Genomic DNA, 18,369 nt, shown 5'->3' with positions numbered 1-18,369 from the left:
CCCCGGTTGCGCCGGCCCGCCCCGGCGTAGACAAGGCGGTCCCGGCGTCGCGCCAGCGACCCGCAGCGGACCCCTTCATGCCGGCCCCTCCCCACGCCGAGTCGCGCGACGGCTCCCGCTTCGCCTCGATCGCCGCGGCCATCACCTGCGTGGCGGTGGTCGGCATCGGCCTTAGCCTGACGATCCCGCTGCTCTCCATCGAGATGGCGCGCATGGGCGCGTCGAGCACCCTGATCGGGGTGAACACCGCCGTGGCGGGCCTCGCGGCCATCCTGACGGTGCCGTTCGTACCGCGCCTGGCGGCCCGGCTCGGCGTGCTGCCGCTCCTCGTGGGCGCCATCGTCCTCGGCGCCCTCTGCCTCGTCGCCTTCAAGCTCCTCCAGGGCATCGCCTGGTGGTTCGTGCTGCGCTTCGTGTTTTCCACGAGCCTCGGCGCCCTGTTCGTGCTCTCGGAGTTCTGGATCAACGCGGCGGCCCCGCCGGAGCGGCGCGGCCTGGTGATGGGCGTCTACGCCACGGTCCTGGCGCTGGGCTTCGCGGTGGGACCGACCCTGCTCACCGTCCTGGGGACGCAGGGCTACGCGCCCTATCTCGGCGGGGCCGGCCTGTTCCTCGTCGCCCTGGTCCCCCTCCTGCTGGCCCGGGGCCTGTCCCCGGTGATCGGGCACGGCGCGTCGCGCCCCTTCCACGCCTATCTGCGCCTCGCGCCCGCCGCCACCGCCGCGGCCCTAGTCTACGGGGCGGTGGAGACCGGCGGCTTCGCGATCCTGCCCCTCTACGGCCTGCGCCTCGGCTACGACGCCGAGACGGCGGCCGGCCTCGTCAGTGCGCTGGCGCTGGGCAACGTCCTCTTCCAGATCCCCTTCGGCTGGCTCGCCGACCGGGTCGACCGGCGCCTCGTCCTGCTCATGGCCGGGCTCGGCGGGGCCCTCGGGTCGATGCTGATACCCCTGGCGTCGACCTGGTTTCCGGCCCTCCTCGGATTGCTGTTCCTATGGGGCGGCATCGCCGGGACGCTCTACACCGTGGGCCTCGCCCATCTCGGCGCCACCGTGCGGGGGCCGGAACTGGCGGGGGCCAACGCCGCCTTCGTAGTCCTCTACAATGTCGGTCTGATGCTCGGTCCGCCGCTCATCGGCGGGGGGATGGACCTGATCCCGCCCCAGGGGTTCGCCTACAGCCTCTGCCTGCTGTTCCTGGGCTACGCGATGGTCGTCGCCCTGGGCATCGTCCGGCATCCGACGTATGAGGCGCCTTGACGAATCCCGGCCGATGGGGCAATCACCCGCCGGTATTCAGCCGGCCACCGCCGGCCCTTTTGCGTTTCGCTGATGCGGAATGCCGCGATCACAGGAGCGCCGCGTCCATGGCCAAGGCCGTCACCGTTAAAGTCAAGCTGATCTCGACCGCCGACACGGGTTACTTCTACGTCACCAAGAAGAACTCCCGTACGCAGACCGAGAAGCTGTCGATGAAGAAGTACGACCCCGTCGTGCGCAAGCATGTCGACTTCAAGGAAACCAAGATCAAGTAAGCCCGCCGGCGCCTCGCGCCGCATCGGTGTCTTCGAGGCCGTTTCTCCGGGTGGGGAAGCGGCCTTTTCGTTTGCGCCGCGGGACGGTTGATGTGCCGCCCCGTTCGGGCGATGGAGAGCCCTCGGCGCTCCCACCCGCAGGATGAGTTCATGGCAGACGATCTGGACCGCACCTTCGACGTCGATCTGTTCGTCATCGGCGGCGGCTCCGGCGGCGTCCGGGCGGCCCGCATCGCGGCCGGCTACGGCGCCCGGGTCCAGCTCGCCGAGGAGTACCGGGTCGGCGGCACCTGCGTGATCCGCGGCTGCGTGCCGAAGAAGCTCATGGTCTATGCCGGGCGCTTCGCCGACGAATTCGAGGATGCCGCCGGCTTCGGCTGGTCGGTGCCCGAGCCGCGCTTCGACTGGCACATCCTGAAGGCCCGGCGCGATGCCGAGGTGACGCGCCTGGAGGGCATCTACGACGCCAATCTCGGCCGGGCCGGCGTCACCGTCATCCCCGAACGGGCGGTGATCGAGGATGCGCACACCGTGCGCCTCGTCGGATCGGACCGCCGCGTCACCGCCCGCTTCATCCTCGTCGCGGTCGGGGCCCATCCGGTCAAGGAGCCGCTGATCCCGGGCGCCGAGCTCGCCATCACCTCCAACGAGGTCTTCGAACTGGAAACGCTGCCCGAGCGCATCCTCGTGGTGGGCGGCGGCTACATCGCCGTCGAGTTCGCCGGCGTCTTCGCCCATCTGGGCAGCCGCACCACCCTGCTGCACCGGGGCGACCGGCTCCTGCGGGGCTTCGACGACGAGCTCCGCAACGCCCTCGGCGAAGCCTATGCCAAGCGCATGGACCTGCGCCTCAACCGCACGGTGGAGCGCCTCGACCGGGCCGGGAGCGGCATCCGCGTCACCCTCGACGACGGCAGCACCCTGGAGGTCGATCAGGTCCTGACCGCCACGGGCCGGCGCCCCAACATCGCCGGCCTCGGTCTCGAGGCGGTCGGGATCGCCCCCGATGCCCGCGGCGCGATTCCGGTCGACGCCTTCTCGCGGACCCGCGTGCCGTCGATCTACGCGGTCGGCGACGTCACCGACCGGGCCGCGCTGACCCCGATCGCGATTCGCGAGGGCCACGCCTTCGCCGACACGGTATTCGGCGACAAACCGTGGTGCGTCGACCACGGCCTCATCCCCACGGCCGTCTTCTCGACCCCGGAGATCGGGGTCGTTGGCCACAACGAGGATGTGGCCCGTGACCTCTACGGCACCATCGACGTATACCGCTCGCATTTTCGCCCGATGAAGGCGACCCTGTCCGGCCGTGACGAGCGCGTGCTGATGAAGGTCGTGGTGGACCGCGCCAGCGACCGGGTCGTCGGCGTCCACGTCCTCGGCCACGATGCCGGCGAGATCATCCAGGCCGTGGGCATCGCCGTCACCATGGGCGCCACCAAGGCGGATTTCGACCGCACCATCGCGGTGCATCCCACGGCCGGCGAGGAACTCGTCACCATGCGCAGCCCCGTGGTGACGAAGCATCCGGTGGGGGTCGGCTAGCGCCCCGGGGGCCGAGATCCCCGCGTCCGATCCGCCACCTGGACAGGTTGGAGGATGGACGAGCGGTCAGCCCGGCGGCCACTTGAAGTCGTCGGCCCGGCCGGGCTGGGGCAGGGGGGCGGCGCCCCGCACCAGGGCGCGCTCGACGGTGCCCGAGGGATCGGTGTCGCGGGGGCGTCCGCTGATCAGCGTCCCCCCCGGCGTCACCTCGGCGCGGCCGAGGGGCACCACCGGGCCGGCGAGGGGCTTGACCGGCAGGGCTGGGATGCCGGGCGGCTCCGGCAGGCTCGGGAGCATCGCGGTGATCTGCCGGTCGATGGCGGCGGCATCGTCGAGCTTGGCCGCCTCGCCTTCCAGCGGCGGCTGCGGCGCCACCGCCACGGGGGCGGCGAGCGCCGGCTGGGCCGGCGGCGCCCCCGTGCCCATCATCCGCTTCAGCTCGACGTCGGCGAAATGCGCCATCTTGCGCGCGCCCGCCTTGGTGAAGTGGACACCGTCCGCCGTGCGCAGCTTGGCTTCCTGACCTTCCAGGTCGGGCCCCGTCGCGGTGTAGCGGTTGCGGTCGTCGACGAAGCCGGGCCAGATATCGACGTAGGTCTGGCCGGCCTTGGCCACGCGCTCGCGGTAAATGTCGTTGATCGCGGCGATGTCCTTCGTCAGGGATTCGCTGCGCATGGGCGGAGCCCCGACCCAGATCAGCGGGATCTTCGCGTCCGTGAACACCTTGATCAGGGCGTCGACGCGCTCGGCATAGAGGGTGCGCCAGCGGTCGCTCAAGGGATCGAGGGTCTGGTCTCCCTCCCGGATGGGCTGGCGATCGTTCGATCCCATCATGACGAGGGCATAGGTGGTCTTCGGGTTGGCCTTCAGGAACTCCTCGGCGGCCTTCGGCCAGTCGACCACGTCCTTGCGCACGAGGCCGCTATCGGCCTTCGAGCGATCGACCACGCCGATCTCCGTATTGTCCTCGAAGACGTTCGACAGGCCGCCGCCGAGGTGGCCGGCCAGGGTATCGCCGAAGACCGCGATCCGCGTCGTCGGCTCGGCCTTCGGCGCGACCGGCTTCGGCTGGGCCACGACCGGGGCCGGGCGGGGACGGCGTCGGACGGCGCGCCCGTCATCGTGGCTTGAGCGCCCGTCATCGGCATAGCCCCGATTGCGCGGCGGCGCCGGGCGGGCGCTCGGCACGGGGGCGACCTGGGGCGGGGCGGGGCGATCCTCCCAGGGCCAGTAGAACTGGCGCGGCGCCTCCTGGGGCGGAGGCGCGTAGCGCCGGTTCGCCTGTCGGGCGGCGTAGCCGTCGTCGTCCCGGTAATAGTCCCGGGCCCGGCGGCGGGGGGATTGGTAGTCGCCGCCCCGGGGCGCGTCGTAGGAATCGCCCCATTGCGCACAGGCCGGCCCGGCGCCGGCGAGGAGCAGGGACAGACCGGAGAGGAAACACCAGGCCGCGCGTGATGCCGGCAAGGTCATGGGACGCCTCGATCAATCGGACCGGAGGACCGGTCGGGTGGCCGACACCTTAGAGGAGGATGCCGCCGAGGTCTAAGGCCGCCCCCGCAGGTGTTCCAGCAACCGCGGCGTCGCGTAGCCGTCCGCCGGCAGGCCCTCGGCGATCTGGTACTGCCGCACCGCCTCCCGCAGCTTCGGTCCGGCGCGCCCGTCCGCCTCGCCCGCGTAGAGGCCGCGCTCCGTGAGGCCCGCCTGGAGGGCTTGCAGCCCCGCCTTGTCGAGGCGTGCGTCGCGGACCGGCCAGGGCGCGGCGAGGACCGGCCCACCGGCCAGTCGGTCGGCGAGATGCCCCACCGCCAACGCGTAGGAATCCGAGGTGTTGTAGGCGCGGACCACCTCGAAATTGTCGGTGATCAGGAAGACCGGCCCCCCGAGGCCGCCCGGCAGGAACAGGCTGGCGGTGCCCGCATCCGGCAGGGCCTGACCGTCGGTGCGTCGAACCCCGCGCCGGGCGAAATCCGCGAGGCCGCCGCGATAACGGGCGAGATCGAACCCCGCCGGCAGGGTGACCGCGTAGCCCCAGGACAAGGCCGGGTTCCAGCCCAGGGTCTTGAGGTAGGCGGCGATGGAGGCCAAGGCGTCCGCTTCCGATCCCCAGATGTCGCGGTGCCCGTCGCCGTCGAAATCCACCGCGTGGGCCAGGAAGCTGGACGGCAGGAACTGCACCTGCCCCATGGCCCCGGCCCAGGAACCCTTCATATGCTCCGGCGTGACGTCGCCCCGCTCCAGGATGGTGAGGGCGGCCAGGAGTTCATCGCGGAACAGCGTGCCGCGGAACCGCGCCTCCGCCAGGGTCGCGAGGGCCCGGATCGTCGGGACGCTGCCGCCGCTTGCGCCGAAATCCGACTCGACGCCCCAGAACGCCAGCACGATCCAGCGCGGCACGCCGTAGCGCGCCTCGATCCGCGCGAGGACGGACGCGAGCCGCTTGGCGTGGGCCTGCCCCCGGGCGATCCGGCCGGGCGAGACTGCGCCGACGAGGTAGTCCCAGACCGGACGCCCGAACTCGCCCTGCTTGCGCGTGCGGGCGAGGATGTCGGGATCGGGTCCGGACATCCCCGCGAAGGCCGCCGAGAAGGTCCGGGCCGAGACGCCCCGCGCCTCGGCCTCCGGTCGCAGCGAGGCGATGAAGGCGGCGAAGCGGGACTGTGCTTCCGCCGTCGTTGCGGCCGGTACAGGCTGACCGCCCGCCGCCAGCACCGGGCCGGCCCCGAGCATGCCCGCAAGGGCGAGCGGCGCCCAGCCCCTCACAGACGGTTGCGCCGGGTCAGGGTCTCTTCCCAGGCGAAAGCCTGGGCGACGATCCGGTTGAGGTCGTCGTTCTGCGGCGTCCAGCCGAGATCGCGGATCCGCTGGGCCTCGGCGACGATCTGGGCCGGATCGCCGGGACGGCGCGGCGAGAGCCGAACCTCGAAGTCGCGCCCCGAGACCCGCTTGACCACGTCGATCACCTCGAGGACCGAGTAGCCGCGCCCGTAGCCGCAGTTCAGGGTCAGGCTCTCGCCGCCGGACCGCAGGTGGTTCAGGGCGACGCGATGGGCCTCGGCGAGGTCGGAAACCTGGATGTAGTCCCGCAGGCACGAACCATCCCGCGTCGGGTAATCGGTGCCGAAGACCTCGAGATGCGTCCGCTGCCCGAGGGCGGCCTGGGTCGCGACCTTGATGAGGTGGGTGGCGTTGGGCGTCGATTGCCCCGTGCGGCCCCGCGGGTCGGCTCCGGCCACGTTGAAGTAGCGCAGGATGACGTAGGAGAAGCCGTGGGCCTTGGCCGCATCGGCGATCATCCACTCGCTCATCAGCTTAGAGCGTCCGTACGGATTGATCGGCGACGGCCGCAGATCCTCCGGCACCGGCACGACCTCCGGCTCGCCGTAGACCGCAGCCGTCGAGGAGAAGATCACGTGCTTGACCCCGCAGCGAACCGCCGTTTCGATCAAGGCCCGGGTCTTGACGGTATTGGCCAAGTAATACTGTAGGGGATCCGCGACCGAATCCGGCACGACGATGCGCGCGGCGAAGTGCGCGATGGCGTCGATACGATGCTGGAGGATGACTTCCGTAAGGAGCGACTGGTCGGCGACATCGCCGATGACGAGCTTCACCTCAGGTGGAAGCGCCCAGTCGAACCCGGTTGAAAGGTCGTCGAGGACCACAACCTCCTCGTGCCCGGCGTCGAGCAGTGCCAGCACCATGTGGCTGCCGATATAGCCCGCACCGCCCGTCACAAGAACCGCCATGACACCTTCTCCCCAAACGTTTCACTGACGATATATCGGAAAACGAGCTTGTCGGTTATGCCCGTTACGTCGATGGCTCTATCGCCTTCCCTGGGCGGAGGCTGTACCGAGGCAACGTCAATCCACTCGGGGTTTTCCTCACCTCCCCTCGCTACCGGGTCTCGCTTGATGAAACCGATTCGCAAAGCCGTCCTGCCCGTCGCCGGCTTGGGCACCCGCTTCCTTCCGGCCACCAAGGCCGTTCCGAAGGAGATGCTCACCGTCGTCGACCGGCCGGTCGTTCAGCACGTCGTCGACGAGGCCCGCGAAGCGGGGATCGAGCACTTCATCTTCGTCACGGGACGCGGCAAGGCGGTCATCGAAGACCACTTCGACGTTGCCTTCGAGCTCGACCGGATACTGCAGGAGCGGGGCAAGACCGAGGCCTACGAGGCCCTGAAGCGCGACCTCCCGGCCGCGGGCCAGACCAGCTTCACGCGCCAGCAATCGCCGCTCGGCCTCGGGCACGCCGTCTGGTGCGCCCGCGAGATCGTGGGCGACGAGCCCTTCGCGGTGCTGCTGCCCGACATGCTGAGCCGCGGCTGCATGCAGCAGATGCTCTCCGCCTACGAGCGCCACGGCGGCAACGTCATCGCGGTCGAGGAGGTGAAGCCCGAGGAGACGCACCAGTACGGCATCGTCGGCGTCGGCCAGACCTTCGGCCAGACCTTCGAGATCAACGGCATGGTGGAGAAGCCGAAGGCCGGTACCGCGCCCTCGAACTTCATCATCTCCGGCCGCTACATCCTCCAGCCCGAGATCTTCGACATCCTGTCGGCGGGGGAGACGGGCGCCGGCGGAGAGATCCAGCTCACCGACGCCATGATCAAGCTCGCCAAGGACCAGGCCTTCTTCGGCATGCACTACCAGGGCCGGACCTACGATACCGGCTCGAAGCTCGGATTCCTCACCGCGAACATCGCCTACGCCCTCGAGCGCAAGGACCTCTCGGAGGCCCTCAAGGCCGAGATCGCGCAGCTTCTGAGCGAGCACTGAGATCGCGCCCCGGCGCGGCCTGCTCGGTGCCTCAGGGAACGCCGAACTCAAGCTCCAGAAAACGGGTTGAACGACGTGCAAAGGCCTTGATTTTTGTGCGTCGCACTTTAGATTGTGCGTTGCGGGACCGCGATGGCGTCGCGGTTCGGCAGCCCTTCTTGGGCGTTTCCTCCCTAGACTTCGGGCCGCTCTTCGGAGCGGCCTTTTTTTGTACCTGCTCCGGACGGTGCAGACGGACGCCCCAGGCACGACGCGCCTTGGGCTCCGCGCGCGACCCGGGGTTCGGGCGCGCGATCACGCGCACACGCATGCCTGTGAAACGGGTGGAAGGATTTGCACGCGATCCGGCATTCGGGATCGCGGAGCGAGGGCTCGGCCTCAGGCCGCAGGATATCGGTGGAGGCGCCTCTGGGAGGCGGAGCCGGCCGCGCCTAGGGCTGCGGTCGGCTCGCGGGACGACGGACGCGACGGCGCCGGCGGGTCGGTTCAGTTCAGGTAGGTCCGGATCCAGTTCGGTGACAGCACCTCGCCATCCTCCGTGATGATCCAGGGCTGCTTGGCCGGATCGGACAGGGCGCCGGCGGCAGCCTCGATGGCCTCACGCAGGGTCCGGTAGCGCGCGGGCTGAGCGAGGGGAGCCGGAACCGGAGCGGTACGCCAGATCGTCAGATCGGCGGGACGTTCCAGGGCTTGGGTTTCCATGTGTGTGTTCCTTTGATCGTGAGGGTCGTTCCCCGCGATGCCGGCTGCCCGGCGAAAGGTCTGTACGACCTCGAACCTGAACATTTGCTGCGGGACGTCTATCCGGGTGAATGGAAGCATCTCTAAGGCAGCTTTGAGGTCATTTCAGACAGGGATGAAATGCTCATCCGCACCTGAACGCTCCCTCCCTCATACAAAGCGCGCCGTTGCTGATCAGCGCGCAGAATATGGCTGCTTTTGGACGCCCTCTCGTTCTGTTTGTCGCCTCGGCTGACCATGTCGAGCCGTTGTTTATCTTTCGCCAAAACGGGTTTCGGTGTGCTGACGCACCCTGGCCCGTCACGGTACCGAGCCAGTTGAAGGCCATTGCGTCACCGCCCAGTTAATGGCGATGCGACGCGATGCGGTTTTCGCAGCATGGTGAAGAGGATGACACATGCCCGATCGGTCTCCCCCGCGGCCGGCGGATCGCTTCCTGCGCTGGGCCGCTGCTGCAGCCCTCGGCCTGCTCGCGCTCTTCGTGGCGCAGCCCTACCTGACCGGCTTCCTGTTTTCGGCGGACACCGCGCGGGCGATCACCGCCCGCGGCGATCTGGCGCCCGCCGAGACGGCGACGGTGGAGCTTTTCGCCCGCGCCAGCCCGTCCGTGGTTCATGTCTTCGTGCAGGCCGCGGCCCAGGGGCGGGCCCTGATGGGGGTCGACAACGAGGGCGGTGAGCCGGGCGGGGGCTCGCAGACCGGGACCGGTTTCATCTGGGATGCGGCCGGGCACATCGTCACCAACAACCACGTGGTCGCGGCGGCTGCGCAGGGTGGGGGTGCCATCGCGGTCCGCCTGTCCTCCGGCGAGGTCGTGTCGGCGAGCCTCGTCGGCGCCGCCCCGAGCTACGATCTGGCCGTCATTCGCCTGGGGCGCACCACCGTGGCCCTGCAGCCCCTGGCCATCGGCACTTCGGCCGACCTCAAGGTCGGCCAGTCGGTCTTCGCCATCGGCAACCCGTTCGGCCTCGACCACACCCTGACCACCGGCGTGATCAGCGCCCTGCAGCGTCGCCTGCCCACCAGCGCGGGACGCGAGCTTTCCGGCGTCATCCAGACCGATGCGGCGATCAACCCGGGCAATTCCGGCGGTCCGCTCCTCGACTCCGCCGGGCGCCTCATCGGCGTGAACACCGCCATCTTCTCGCCCTCCGGGGCGAGCGCCGGCATCGGCTTCGCGATCCCGGTCGATGTCGTGAACCGGGTCGTGCCCGAGCTCATCCGCAACGGACGGACGCGCAATCCCGGCATCGGCATCATCGCGGGGCAGGAGGCGACCGCGGCCCGCCTCGGAATCGACGGGGTGGTGGTCCTGCGCGTGCTGCGCGGCTCTCCGGCCGCCGCGGCCGGCCTGCAGGGCGTCGACGCGCAGACGGGCGAGATCGGCGACATCATAGTGGGGGCCGGCGACCGGCCGGTCCACCGCCTCGCCGATCTCACCGCCGCCATGGAGGCGGCCGGTCTCGGCGCCTCGATCGACCTGATCGTCGAGCGGGACGGGCGCACGCGCCGGGTCCGCGTCACCACCACGGACGTGGCGGAGAGCCGGCTCTGAGGCCGGGCCCTCGTCACGCCGCGCGGCGCTCGCTAAAGCGACCCATCGCCCAGTGAAAGTGACCCATGGTCAGCCACCGTCCCTCCTGCGCCGTCCTGCTCTGGCTGGCCGGTGTCCTCGCCGCCGGTGCCGCCGAGCGCACAAAGCCCCATCTCTGCCCGCAGAATGCCCCCGAGGGCGTCCGCCTGCCGCCCCAGCCCGGCTGCGGCGTGGCGGGCCCGAAGCCGGCAGCGCCGGACAGCCAGGGGTTCCGTGACGTCGGCGGGGTGAAGTTGCGCGTCGGCGGCCGGATCGGTGCCGAGTACGGGTTCGCCCGGTGACGTTCCTTGCCGGAGCGGTCGCGCTCCTTCTCCTGTGGTGGTTCGGGCGGAACCTGAAGATCCGCCATCCGGCCCTGACGGCGCGCGTCCTGCGGCAGGTGGGGGGCTACGCCGCCCTCGCGCTGGCGGCCCTCTTCCTGGTGCGGGGCCGGCTCGAGTTCGCCATCCTGCTCGGGGGCGGTGCCATCTGGCTGCTGGAGGGGTCGGCGGGCTTGAACCGCCGGGTCCGGGGCCTTGCCGCCCGCTACGATCCGCGCCGACTCTCGGGGGCCACCATCCGCTTCGATGCGGCGGGGGAGGGGATCGCCCTGGCAGGTCCCTATGCCGGCCAACCCCTGTCGGCGATTCCGCTGCCCGCCCTCGTCGCCCTGTTCGGACGCGATGCCGACACCGCCCGTCGGCTAGAGGCGTATCTCGACCGCCGGCATCCCGGTTGGCGTGTAGACGCTCAGGGCAATCCCGACCCGGGGCCGCGCCGCGCGGCGTATCCAGGGGCGATGACGGAGCAGGAGGCCTATGAGATCCTGGGGCTTGAGCGCGGGGCGTCCCTGGAGCAGGTCCGCGCGGCTCACCGGACGCTGATGAAGCGGCTGCACCCCGACCAAGGAGGCACGGCCGAGCAGGCGGCCCGCGTCAACGCGGCCCGTGACAGGCTTAACAACCGACATCGCTGATACTCCACGCGCGTTGTCAGACAGGGAATGTCGAGAGTACGGCCGTCCGGCGATACGAACCGGGCGCCCGTGTCCTGAGCCGGAACGCCCGAAGGGGCGCCGGTCCCTTGCGAACCCGTCAGCGCGAACTCAGCTGCGGGTGGCGAAGCAATTGAAGCCGTTGCGCTTCAGCGCGTTGCAGGCATCCTGTGCGCTGTCCTGCTCGGCGAAGCCCGAGAACCGGGCGCGGAACAGGGTCGCGCCGCCATGCTCGACCTTCACCGTATAGGGCGAAGCCTTCGAGAGTGCGCCGCCGGCCCGGCTGCGGGCCTCGGACAGCATGGATTTCGCCTTGTCCTCGTCGTCCATGGCGCCGAGCTGGATGACCCAGGCCGTGGGGGTGATCCGCGCGCCGGAAACCGGTTTCGCCGCCTCGGCGCGAGGACCGTCGATGGACGCCAAGCGGGCATCGGTCTTGCCGCCGGCCGGGAAGGCGGCCTGGCCGCCCGCCGGCGCATAGGCCTGCGCCGAGGCCGGGAGCGCGCCGGAGCGCCACCTCATGCTGGCGCTGCCGGGCGTCGTGGTGGCGGTGCGGGCGGGGCTGATATCGAGAGGCTGGCCAGCGCGCAGGGTCGACGCCGTGGTCTCAACATCCTCGTCGTCGGCGGAAGCCACCTGCGTCCGGGTGCGCGAGGCGCCGTCGGCGACCACGGCCGGGCGGGCGCGCTCCGCGACCTCGATGGTCGAGGGAGCCTGGCGGGCACCGGCATAGGCGCGGGGCAGGGACTGGCGGACGAGGTCGGCCATGATCCGGTCGCGACTGGCGCCGGATTTGCCGCCCAGCACGATCGCCACGATCTGACGGTCGTCGAGCTTGGCCGCCGTCATCAGGTTGAAGCCGGAATCGCGTGTGTAGCCGGTCTTGATCCCGTCCACGCCCTGGACATTGCCGAGGAGGCGGTTGTGATTGCCGATGACCCGGCCGCGGAAGGCGAAGGAGCGGGTCTGGAAGTACTTGTAATAGCGCGGGAAGCGATCCTGGATCGCCCGAGCGAGGATCGTGAGATCGCGCGCCGTGGTGATCTGGTCGGCATCCGGCAGACCGGAGGCATTGGCGTAGTGGGTGCGGCTCATGCCGAGGGCCTTGGCCTTCTGCGTCATCATCTCGGCGAAGCGGGGTTCCGAGCCGGCGATGTTCTCGCCGATGGCACAGGCCACATCGTTGGCCGACTTCGTCACGATCGCCTTGATCGCGTCCTCGACCTCGATGGTGGAACCCGGCCGCAGGCCGAGCTTCGAGGGGGCCTGGGAGGCCGCGAAGGACGAGATGGTGAGCGGCGACTCGAGGGTGTAGCGTCCGCGCTCCAGCTGTTCGAACAGCATGTAGAGCGTCATCACCTTGGTGATGGAGGCCGGGTGGCGCAGCGAATCCTCGTTGATCGCGTGCAGCGTCTTGCCGGTCTTCACGTCCACCACCATGGCGGCGTAGGGCGGATTGTAGCCGCCACCGCCGCCACCGCCGCCACCGCGGTGATGATGGCCACGTCGCGCCTCGGCCGGGGAGGCGAGGGCGGCCAGGACGGCGGCTGCGGCGATCGCGGCCGAGAGGGCAGGCACCCGGCCGACGCGGGGAGTATGGCTACGCATCACGACTCACTGCCTCGACATGCACGACCCGCGGGCCGGCTTGCACCGCAACATCTCGGCGGGGGTGCGGCCGTGCCGCCGTAACCCCGCAACATCTGTCAATCAGGCTAGGTGGACGCAGTTACGGCCCGGTTAATGCAGCGAGACCAATTCGCCGGATCCGACCGTCATATTGTGATGCAATATATCGCTTGACGTCTTATGTTGCATCGCACACAAAAGGCCCCGGCCGGTCTCGGCCTCGCGGGCAATGGCCCGACACATCAGGGTAGCCCCGCGGGGGCGGAAGGATCGTCAGATGACGCAGATGTACGAGAAGGCCGCCGAAATGAACAAGGCCGGCCTCGCCACTGTGATGAAGAGCGTCTCCTCGCTCGCCAAGACCCATCAGACCGCCAGCATCGAGATGGCCGATTTCGCCAAGGAATCCTACAGCGCCGGCGCCGCGGCGATGAAGAAGCTCGCCACCGCGCGCACGCTCCAGTCCGCCCTGGAGATCCAGGCCGAGTACCTCAAGGCGTCCTACGAGCGCCTCCAGAACCAGGCCAAGGTGATGACCGACCTGTACCAGGGCCTCGCCCAGGAGGTCGGCGCGCCGCTCCAGACCAAGGCGCCGTTCGACCTCAAGATTTTCTTCGATCCGAAGACCTTGTTCGATCCGAAGACGTTCTTCAATCCGAAGGCCTTCGATCTCAAGGCTTTCCCAAAGCTTCCCGGCTTCTCCACGCCCGACCAGAAGGCAGCCTGACACACGGCTTTCCCGCGTCGGGCGAACGGTCCCGCCGCGAGCCCAGACGTTTTGCCAGTCCGGCCCCGTGCGATCGATCGCACGGGGCCATTTTCGTGTTCGGGACCGGGCGATCGCGGAGCACCGTCCGGGCGGTTCGGAACGCCGGTCCGCGGCCGTCTCGGACAAGTGCGCGCAGCCGACTGGCGAAGCAGCCGATGGCCCTATAGATTATCAGCGATGCGAGCGCGCCTCGCCGGCGCGACCCGCGGATGAAGCAGCCACCAAGCAGCATGCCGCACCAAGGGGTCGATGCGATTCAGATGACCGACGTCCTGATACGGGGCAGCGAATCCTCACGCGCGGACGGCCCCGAGACCTTCACGCTCCAGCGTCGCGTCACCGATGTGCGGGCGACGGACGAGCCACGCGAACCGGGTGGTACGGATGACGGCCGGTCCGGAACCGCCATCATCACCCGCACCAAGCCGAAGACCAAGCGACCGAGCCTCTACCGGGTTCTCTTGCTGAACGACGACTACACTCCCCAGGAGTTCGTCGTCCACGTCGTCGAGAAATTCTTCAACAAGTCGCAGGAAGTCGCGTTTCAGATCATGATGCACGTACACCACAACGGTGTCGGCGAGTGCGGGATCTTCACGTACGAAGTTGCGGAGACCAAGGTGACGCAGGTCATGGACTTCGCCCGCAAACACCAACATCCTCTCCAGTGCGTTATGGAAAAGAAATAGGCACCCCACACAGAGGCCACGCTTTGCCCAGCTTCTCTCGCAGCCTAGAACAAGCTCTCCACCGCGCCCTGGCGCTCGCCGGCGAGCGCCGGCACGAATATGCGACGCTGGAGCATCTCCTGCTCGCCCTCGTGGACGATCAGGACGCGGCCGCGGTCATGCGGGCCTGCAACGTCGAGGTCGACACCCTCAAGCGCAGCCTCGTCGAGTACGTCGACACCGAGTTGTCGAACCTCATCGGGGACGGCCGCCAGGATGCCAAGCCGACGGCCGGCTTCCAGCGCGTGATCCAGCGTGCCGTGATCCACGTGCAGTCCTCCGGGCGCGAGGAGGTCACCGGCGCGAACGTGCTGGTGGCGATCTTCGCCGAGCGCGAGAGCCATGCCGCGTACTTCCTGCAGGAGCAGGACATGACGCGCTACGACGCGGTCAACTACATCAGCCACGGCATCGCCAAGCGGCCGGGCGCCTCCGAGGCCAAGCCCGTGCGCGGCGCGGACGAGGAATCCGCCTCCGAGCGTCCGAGCGGCGACGAGGGCGAGGGCCGCGCGAAGAAGAAGGGCGATGCCCTCGAGGCCTACTGCGTCAACCTGAACAAGAAGGCCCGCGACGGGCGGATCGACCCGCTGATCGGCCGCGAGGCGGAGGTGCAGCGCACGATCCAGATCCTGTGCCGCCGCCAGAAGAACAACCCGCTCCTCGTGGGCGAGCCCGGCGTCGGCAAGACCGCCATCGCCGAGGGCCTGGCGCGCAAGATCATCAACAAGGAGGTGCCCGAGGTCCTCATCGAGGCCACGGTCTTCTCCCTCGACATGGGCACCCTGCTGGCGGGCACCCGCTACCGGGGCGATTTCGAGGAGCGGCTGAAGCAGGTGATGAAGGAGATCGAGGCGCACCCGAACGCGGTGCTCTTCATCGACGAGATCCACACGGTGATCGGCGCCGGGGCGACCTCCGGCGGGGCGATGGACGCCTCGAACCTCCTGAAGCCCGCCCTGGCCAACGGCTCCCTGCGCTGCATCGGCTCGACCACCTACAAAGAGTACCGCCAGTACTTCGAGAAGGACCGCGCCCTGGTGCGCCGCTTCCAGAAGATCGACGTCAACGAGCCGTCGATCCCCGACGCGATCGAGATCGTGAAGGGTCTGAAGCCGTATTTCGAGGAATTCCACAAGCTCAAGTACACCACCGAGGCCGTGAAGGCCGCGGTCGAGCTGTCGGCGCGTTACATCAACGACCGCAAGCTTCCGGACAAGGCGATCGACGTCATCGACGAGACCGGCGCCTCGCAGATGCTGGTGCCGGAGGCGCGCCGCAAGCGCACCATCGGCGTCAAGGAGATCGAGGCGACCATCGCCACGATGGCCCGCATCCCGCCGAAGACCGTCTCGAAGGACGACGCGGTGGTTCTCAAGAACCTCACCGAGAACCTGAAGCGCGTGGTCTACGGCCAGCCCAACGCCATCGACGCGCTGACCTCGGCGATCAAGCTGGCCCGCGCAGGCCTGCGCGATCCCGACAAGCCGATCGGCTCGTACCTGTTCGCGGGACCGACCGGCGTCGGCAAGACCGAAGCCGCCAAGCAGCTCGCCGCGTCCCTCGGCGTCGAGATGCTGCGCTTCGACATGTCGGAGTACATGGAGCGGCACACGGTCAGCCGCCTCATCGGCGCGCCCCCCGGCTACGTCGGGTTCGACCAGGGCGGCCTGCTCACCGACGGCATCGACCAGCACCCGCATTGCGTGCTGCTGCTCGATGAGATCGAGAAGGCGCATCCGGACCTGTTCAACATCCTGTTGCAGGTCATGGACCACGGCAAGCTCACCGACCACAACGGCAAGCAGGTCGATTTCCGCAACGTGATCATCATCATGACCACGAATGCGGGCGCCTCCGACCTCGCGCGCTCGGCCTACGGTTTCACCCAGGCCAAGCGCACGGGCGACGATGTCGAGGCGATCAACAAGCTGTTCGCGCCGGAATTCCGCAATCGTCTCGACGCAATCATCTCCTTCGGGCACCTGCCGAAGGATGTGGTGGCGAAGGTGGTCGACAAGTTCGTCCTCCAGCTCGAGGCCCAGCTCGCCGACCGCAACGTCACCATCGAGCTCTCCGACGAGGCGCGGGAGTGGCTGACCGAGAACGGCTACGACGACGCGATGGGCGCCCGTCCGATGGCCCGACTCATCCAGTCGACCATCAAGACCCCGCTGGCCGACGAGGTGCTGTTCGGGCGCCTAAAGGACGGCGGCGCTGTGCAGGTCGTCCTGCGCAAGGGCGAGGGCGCGGAGAAGGACGGCCTCGCTTTCGAGTTTCCGGCCGGTCCGGTCACGCCGAAGCCCGAGAAGGACGTGGCCAACGCAGCCAAGAAGCACAAGCGCACCAAGGCCAAGGCCTCGGCGCGCAAGACGAACGACAAGCGCGACGACAAGGGTGGCCCGAGCGGCGGCTCCGGCGTCCGCACCGTTCCGAAGGTGCCGCTGGTCAAGGCCTGAAAGGTCGGGGCCTGAGATCCGCCAGGTCTGTTGGCTAGGGCAGACAGGCCCAGTCGAAGCGGCCCCTCCCCGACGGGAGGGGCCGTTCTTTCACGTCCTCAGGGCGGCGGAAAACCGCATCCGGCGGTCGACACGCGGGCGCTGGATGGTTAGCAAGCGCGGGAATGGAGAGCGGGCACTGCGAGAGACTGGCCGGATACGCTTCCCCATCGCTGAGATCGGTTGAGGAGGGGCGTCCCCGATGAACGACTTGCATGAGGGTCCCCTCACGCCCATCGCGACCAAGCAGGCCCCCTCACCGAAACTCACGGCTCGGGAGCAGCGCCGGCTGCGGCGCCGGCGCCGGCGCCGCGGCGAGGAGATCCTGGGCTGGATCCTGGTTCCGCTGATCGTCTTCGGGATCTACTGGGGCGTGACCGCGAGCCTCGATTTCCTCGGGACTTCACCGGGCCAGCTCTGGGACCAGCTGATGCAGGTCAAGGCGATGATGGAGAAGCGAAGCTGATACGGACGCCGGTCGATCGAACCGGCGCCGGTATCCTCCTGACCTGCGCGGCGCTCGTGCGAAGCACCGACGCCGGCTTCCCGAGGGAATCGCCGGCATCGAGCTCGGGCGATCAGCTCCGCCGCAGGGCGTGGATCGAGAACAGCCGGCCGGGATCGGTCCAGACCGCCTCGGCGCGCCAGCCTGCCTCGGCCGCCAGGGCCCGGAAGCGCTCGACCGTATACTTGTAGCTGTTCTCGGTGTGGATCGTCTCACCCTCGGCGAAGGCGATGTCGCGGTCCGCAATGCGGATGGTCTGCGCCTTCAGACTGACGAGGTGCATCTCGATGCGGGAGGCCTCGGGGTTGAAGAAGGCGCGGTGGGCGAAGGCGTCGAGATCGACCTCGGCACCGAGTTCGCTGCGCATCCGCACGAGCAGGTTTCGGTTGAAGGCCGCGGTCACGCCGGCCGCATCGTCGTAAGCGGCATCCAGCACCGCCTTCTCCTTCACGAGGTCGACGCCGATGATCAGGGTGGCGCCGGCCCCGAGCACCCGCCCGAAATGCGCGAGCAGCCGGGTCGCCTGCGGCGGCTCGAAATTGCCGATGGTGGAGCCGGGGAAGAACCCGGCCACGGGGCCATCCGACAGGCCGGCCGGCAGGGTGAAGGCGCGGGTGAAATCGGCCGCCACGGGGGTGATCGTCAGGTTCGGGAAGTCCCGGGCCAGGGCCTCGGCCTCACTCCGGAGAAAGCTCTCCGAGACATCGACCGGAACGTATGCGGCGAGGTCCGGCCGGTGCACCATCAGGCGCCGGACCTTCACGGTCGAGCCGCTGCCGAGCTCGACGAGGTTCGCCCGGTCCGGGAGGGTCGCGGCGATGGCCGCCCCCTGAGCGTCGAGGATGCCGAGCTCCGTGCGGGTCGGATAATATTCCGGCTGCCGCGTGATGGCCTCGAACAGATCCGAGCCCACCGCGTCGTAGAAGTACTTCGCCGACAGGAATTTCTGGGGTGCCGAGAGACCAGCCAGGACATCGTCCAGGAACTGACGCTCGGCATCGATGGCCGCGATCGGGGTCGCGTCCGTGAAGACGGGGTTGATGGTCAAGGAACGTCTCCGGTTACGCGACGA

At 69.0% G+C, this 18,369-nt stretch carries 17 protein-coding genes; 11 read left to right on the top strand and 6 right to left on the bottom strand.

Going from position 1 to position 18,369, the window contains the following annotated elements; translation table 11 throughout:
* Positions 1–77 precede the first annotated feature (77 nt).
* The 3 genes from ASG63_RS05345 (at position 78) to gor (ending at position 3,082) form a co-directional block, all read left to right on the top strand.
* Entirely contained in the window at positions 78–1,259 is a 1,182-nt protein-coding gene (locus ASG63_RS05345; RefSeq protein ID WP_056212829.1) for an MFS transporter, read from the top strand.
* 107 nt (positions 1,260–1,366) lie between these two features.
* Entirely contained in the window at positions 1,367–1,534 is a 168-nt protein-coding gene (rpmG, locus tag ASG63_RS05340; protein WP_018044575.1) for a 50S ribosomal protein L33, read from the top strand.
* Between the two features lie 150 nt (positions 1,535–1,684).
* Positions 1,685–3,082 carry a glutathione-disulfide reductase gene (gene gor, locus ASG63_RS05335; protein ID WP_056212827.1) on the top strand — a complete coding sequence of 466 codons (1,398 nt, stop codon included), beginning with the start codon at positions 1,685–1,687 and terminating at the stop codon, positions 3,080–3,082.
* Between the two features lie 66 nt (positions 3,083–3,148).
* Here the strand turns inward: gor and ASG63_RS05330 are convergent, their stop codons facing one another.
* From ASG63_RS05330 to galE, 3 genes are all read right to left on the bottom strand, one after another.
* Positions 3,149–4,552, bottom strand: a complete 1,404-nt coding sequence (locus ASG63_RS05330) for an SGNH/GDSL hydrolase family protein (RefSeq protein WP_056212825.1) — start codon at positions 4,550–4,552, stop codon at positions 3,149–3,151.
* 72 nt (positions 4,553–4,624) lie between these two features.
* Positions 4,625–5,809: a lytic murein transglycosylase gene (locus tag ASG63_RS05325; RefSeq protein WP_082559185.1), complete on the bottom strand. Its 1,185-nt coding sequence runs from the start codon at positions 5,807–5,809 to the stop codon at positions 4,625–4,627.
* 29 nt (positions 5,810–5,838) lie between these two features.
* A complete protein-coding gene (gene galE, locus ASG63_RS05320; RefSeq protein ID WP_056212823.1) occupies positions 5,839–6,828 on the bottom strand; it encodes a UDP-glucose 4-epimerase GalE in 990 nt (329 codons plus the stop codon).
* 168 nt (positions 6,829–6,996) lie between these two features.
* Between galE and galU the strand changes: the two genes are divergently transcribed.
* On the top strand, positions 6,997–7,863 hold the full coding sequence (gene galU, locus ASG63_RS05315) for a UTP--glucose-1-phosphate uridylyltransferase GalU (RefSeq protein ID WP_056212822.1): 867 nt from the start codon (positions 6,997–6,999) through the stop codon (positions 7,861–7,863).
* 486 nt (positions 7,864–8,349) lie between these two features.
* On the opposite strand, the gene ASG63_RS05310 is transcribed toward galU, so the two are convergent.
* Positions 8,350–8,565, bottom strand: coding sequence for a hypothetical protein (locus ASG63_RS05310; RefSeq protein ID WP_055953370.1), 216 nt, complete (start codon positions 8,563–8,565; stop codon positions 8,350–8,352).
* 436 nt (positions 8,566–9,001) lie between these two features.
* Here ASG63_RS05310 and ASG63_RS05305 point away from each other — a divergent pair, with 436 nt between their 5' ends.
* From ASG63_RS05305 to ASG63_RS05295, 3 genes are all read left to right on the top strand, one after another.
* The gene (locus ASG63_RS05305) at positions 9,002–10,159 is read left to right on the top strand and encodes a S1C family serine protease (protein ID WP_056212819.1); all 1,158 of its coding nucleotides are present in this window, start codon (positions 9,002–9,004) and stop codon (positions 10,157–10,159) included.
* A 65-nt stretch (positions 10,160–10,224) separates the two neighbouring features.
* Positions 10,225–10,479 carry a hypothetical protein gene (locus tag ASG63_RS05300; protein WP_056212817.1) on the top strand — a complete coding sequence of 85 codons (255 nt, stop codon included), beginning with the start codon at positions 10,225–10,227 and terminating at the stop codon, positions 10,477–10,479.
* Positions 10,476–11,153, top strand: a complete 678-nt coding sequence (locus ASG63_RS05295) for a J domain-containing protein (RefSeq protein ID WP_056212815.1) — start codon at positions 10,476–10,478, stop codon at positions 11,151–11,153. The genes ASG63_RS05300 and ASG63_RS05295 overlap by 4 nt, the downstream gene beginning before the upstream one ends.
* A gap of 129 nt (positions 11,154–11,282) precedes the next feature.
* Here ASG63_RS05295 and ASG63_RS05290 read toward each other — a convergent pair whose 3' ends face one another.
* On the bottom strand, positions 11,283–12,779 hold the full coding sequence (locus tag ASG63_RS05290; protein WP_056212813.1) for a D-alanyl-D-alanine carboxypeptidase: 1,497 nt from the start codon (positions 12,777–12,779) through the stop codon (positions 11,283–11,285).
* A 298-nt stretch (positions 12,780–13,077) separates the two neighbouring features.
* Between ASG63_RS05290 and ASG63_RS05285 the strand changes: the two genes are divergently transcribed.
* The 4 genes from ASG63_RS05285 (at position 13,078) to ASG63_RS05270 (ending at position 17,258) form a co-directional block, all read left to right on the top strand.
* Positions 13,078–13,527 (top strand): phasin family protein, encoded by a 450-nt coding sequence (locus ASG63_RS05285; protein WP_082501215.1) that lies wholly within the window; start codon positions 13,078–13,080, stop codon positions 13,525–13,527.
* A gap of 302 nt (positions 13,528–13,829) precedes the next feature.
* Positions 13,830–14,258, top strand: coding sequence for an ATP-dependent Clp protease adapter ClpS (gene clpS, locus ASG63_RS05280; protein WP_244472762.1), 429 nt, complete (start codon positions 13,830–13,832; stop codon positions 14,256–14,258).
* 23 nt (positions 14,259–14,281) lie between these two features.
* The gene (gene clpA, locus ASG63_RS05275; protein WP_056212811.1) at positions 14,282–16,753 is read left to right on the top strand and encodes an ATP-dependent Clp protease ATP-binding subunit ClpA; all 2,472 of its coding nucleotides are present in this window, start codon (positions 14,282–14,284) and stop codon (positions 16,751–16,753) included.
* A gap of 241 nt (positions 16,754–16,994) precedes the next feature.
* Complete coding sequence (locus ASG63_RS05270) at positions 16,995–17,258, top strand: hypothetical protein (RefSeq protein ID WP_056212809.1); 264 nt, start codon at positions 16,995–16,997, stop codon at positions 17,256–17,258.
* A 112-nt stretch (positions 17,259–17,370) separates the two neighbouring features.
* Here ASG63_RS05270 and egtD read toward each other — a convergent pair whose 3' ends face one another.
* The gene (egtD, locus tag ASG63_RS05265) at positions 17,371–18,345 is read right to left on the bottom strand and encodes an L-histidine N(alpha)-methyltransferase (protein ID WP_056212807.1); all 975 of its coding nucleotides are present in this window, start codon (positions 18,343–18,345) and stop codon (positions 17,371–17,373) included.
* Positions 18,346–18,369: the final 24 nt, after the last annotated feature.

It is taken from the genome of Methylobacterium sp. Leaf94, from assembly GCF_001426045.1.
Lineage (GTDB): Bacteria > Pseudomonadota > Alphaproteobacteria > Rhizobiales > Beijerinckiaceae > Methylobacterium.
The sequence above is the reverse complement of the archived record's forward strand: the minus strand, read 5'-3'. Positions and strand labels throughout refer to the sequence as shown.

Excerpts from the sequence above, each read along its gene's own strand:
- ASG63_RS05345 (WP_056212829.1), top strand. The coding sequence starts at position 78 with ATGCCGGCCCCTCCCCACGCCGAGTCGCGCGACGGCTCCCGCTTCGCC.
- rpmG (WP_018044575.1), top strand. The coding sequence starts at position 1,367 with ATGGCCAAGGCCGTCACCGTTAAAGTCAAGCTGATCTCGACCGCCGAC.
- gor (WP_056212827.1), top strand. The coding sequence starts at position 1,685 with ATGGCAGACGATCTGGACCGCACCTTCGACGTCGATCTGTTCGTCATC.
- ASG63_RS05330 (WP_056212825.1), bottom strand. The coding sequence starts at position 4,552 with ATGACCTTGCCGGCATCACGCGCGGCCTGGTGTTTCCTCTCCGGTCTG.
- ASG63_RS05325 (WP_082559185.1), bottom strand. The coding sequence starts at position 5,809 with ATGCTCGGGGCCGGCCCGGTGCTGGCGGCGGGCGGTCAGCCTGTACCG.
- galE (WP_056212823.1), bottom strand. The coding sequence starts at position 6,828 with ATGGCGGTTCTTGTGACGGGCGGTGCGGGCTATATCGGCAGCCACATG.
- galU (WP_056212822.1), top strand. The coding sequence starts at position 6,997 with ATGAAACCGATTCGCAAAGCCGTCCTGCCCGTCGCCGGCTTGGGCACC.
- ASG63_RS05310 (WP_055953370.1), bottom strand. The coding sequence starts at position 8,565 with ATGGAAACCCAAGCCCTGGAACGTCCCGCCGATCTGACGATCTGGCGT.
- ASG63_RS05305 (WP_056212819.1), top strand. The coding sequence starts at position 9,002 with ATGCCCGATCGGTCTCCCCCGCGGCCGGCGGATCGCTTCCTGCGCTGG.
- ASG63_RS05300 (WP_056212817.1), top strand. The coding sequence starts at position 10,225 with ATGGTCAGCCACCGTCCCTCCTGCGCCGTCCTGCTCTGGCTGGCCGGT.
- ASG63_RS05290 (WP_056212813.1), bottom strand. The coding sequence starts at position 12,779 with ATGCGTAGCCATACTCCCCGCGTCGGCCGGGTGCCTGCCCTCTCGGCC.
- ASG63_RS05285 (WP_082501215.1), top strand. The coding sequence starts at position 13,078 with ATGACGCAGATGTACGAGAAGGCCGCCGAAATGAACAAGGCCGGCCTC.
- clpS (WP_244472762.1), top strand. The coding sequence starts at position 13,830 with ATGACCGACGTCCTGATACGGGGCAGCGAATCCTCACGCGCGGACGGC.
- ASG63_RS05270 (WP_056212809.1), top strand. The coding sequence starts at position 16,995 with ATGAACGACTTGCATGAGGGTCCCCTCACGCCCATCGCGACCAAGCAG.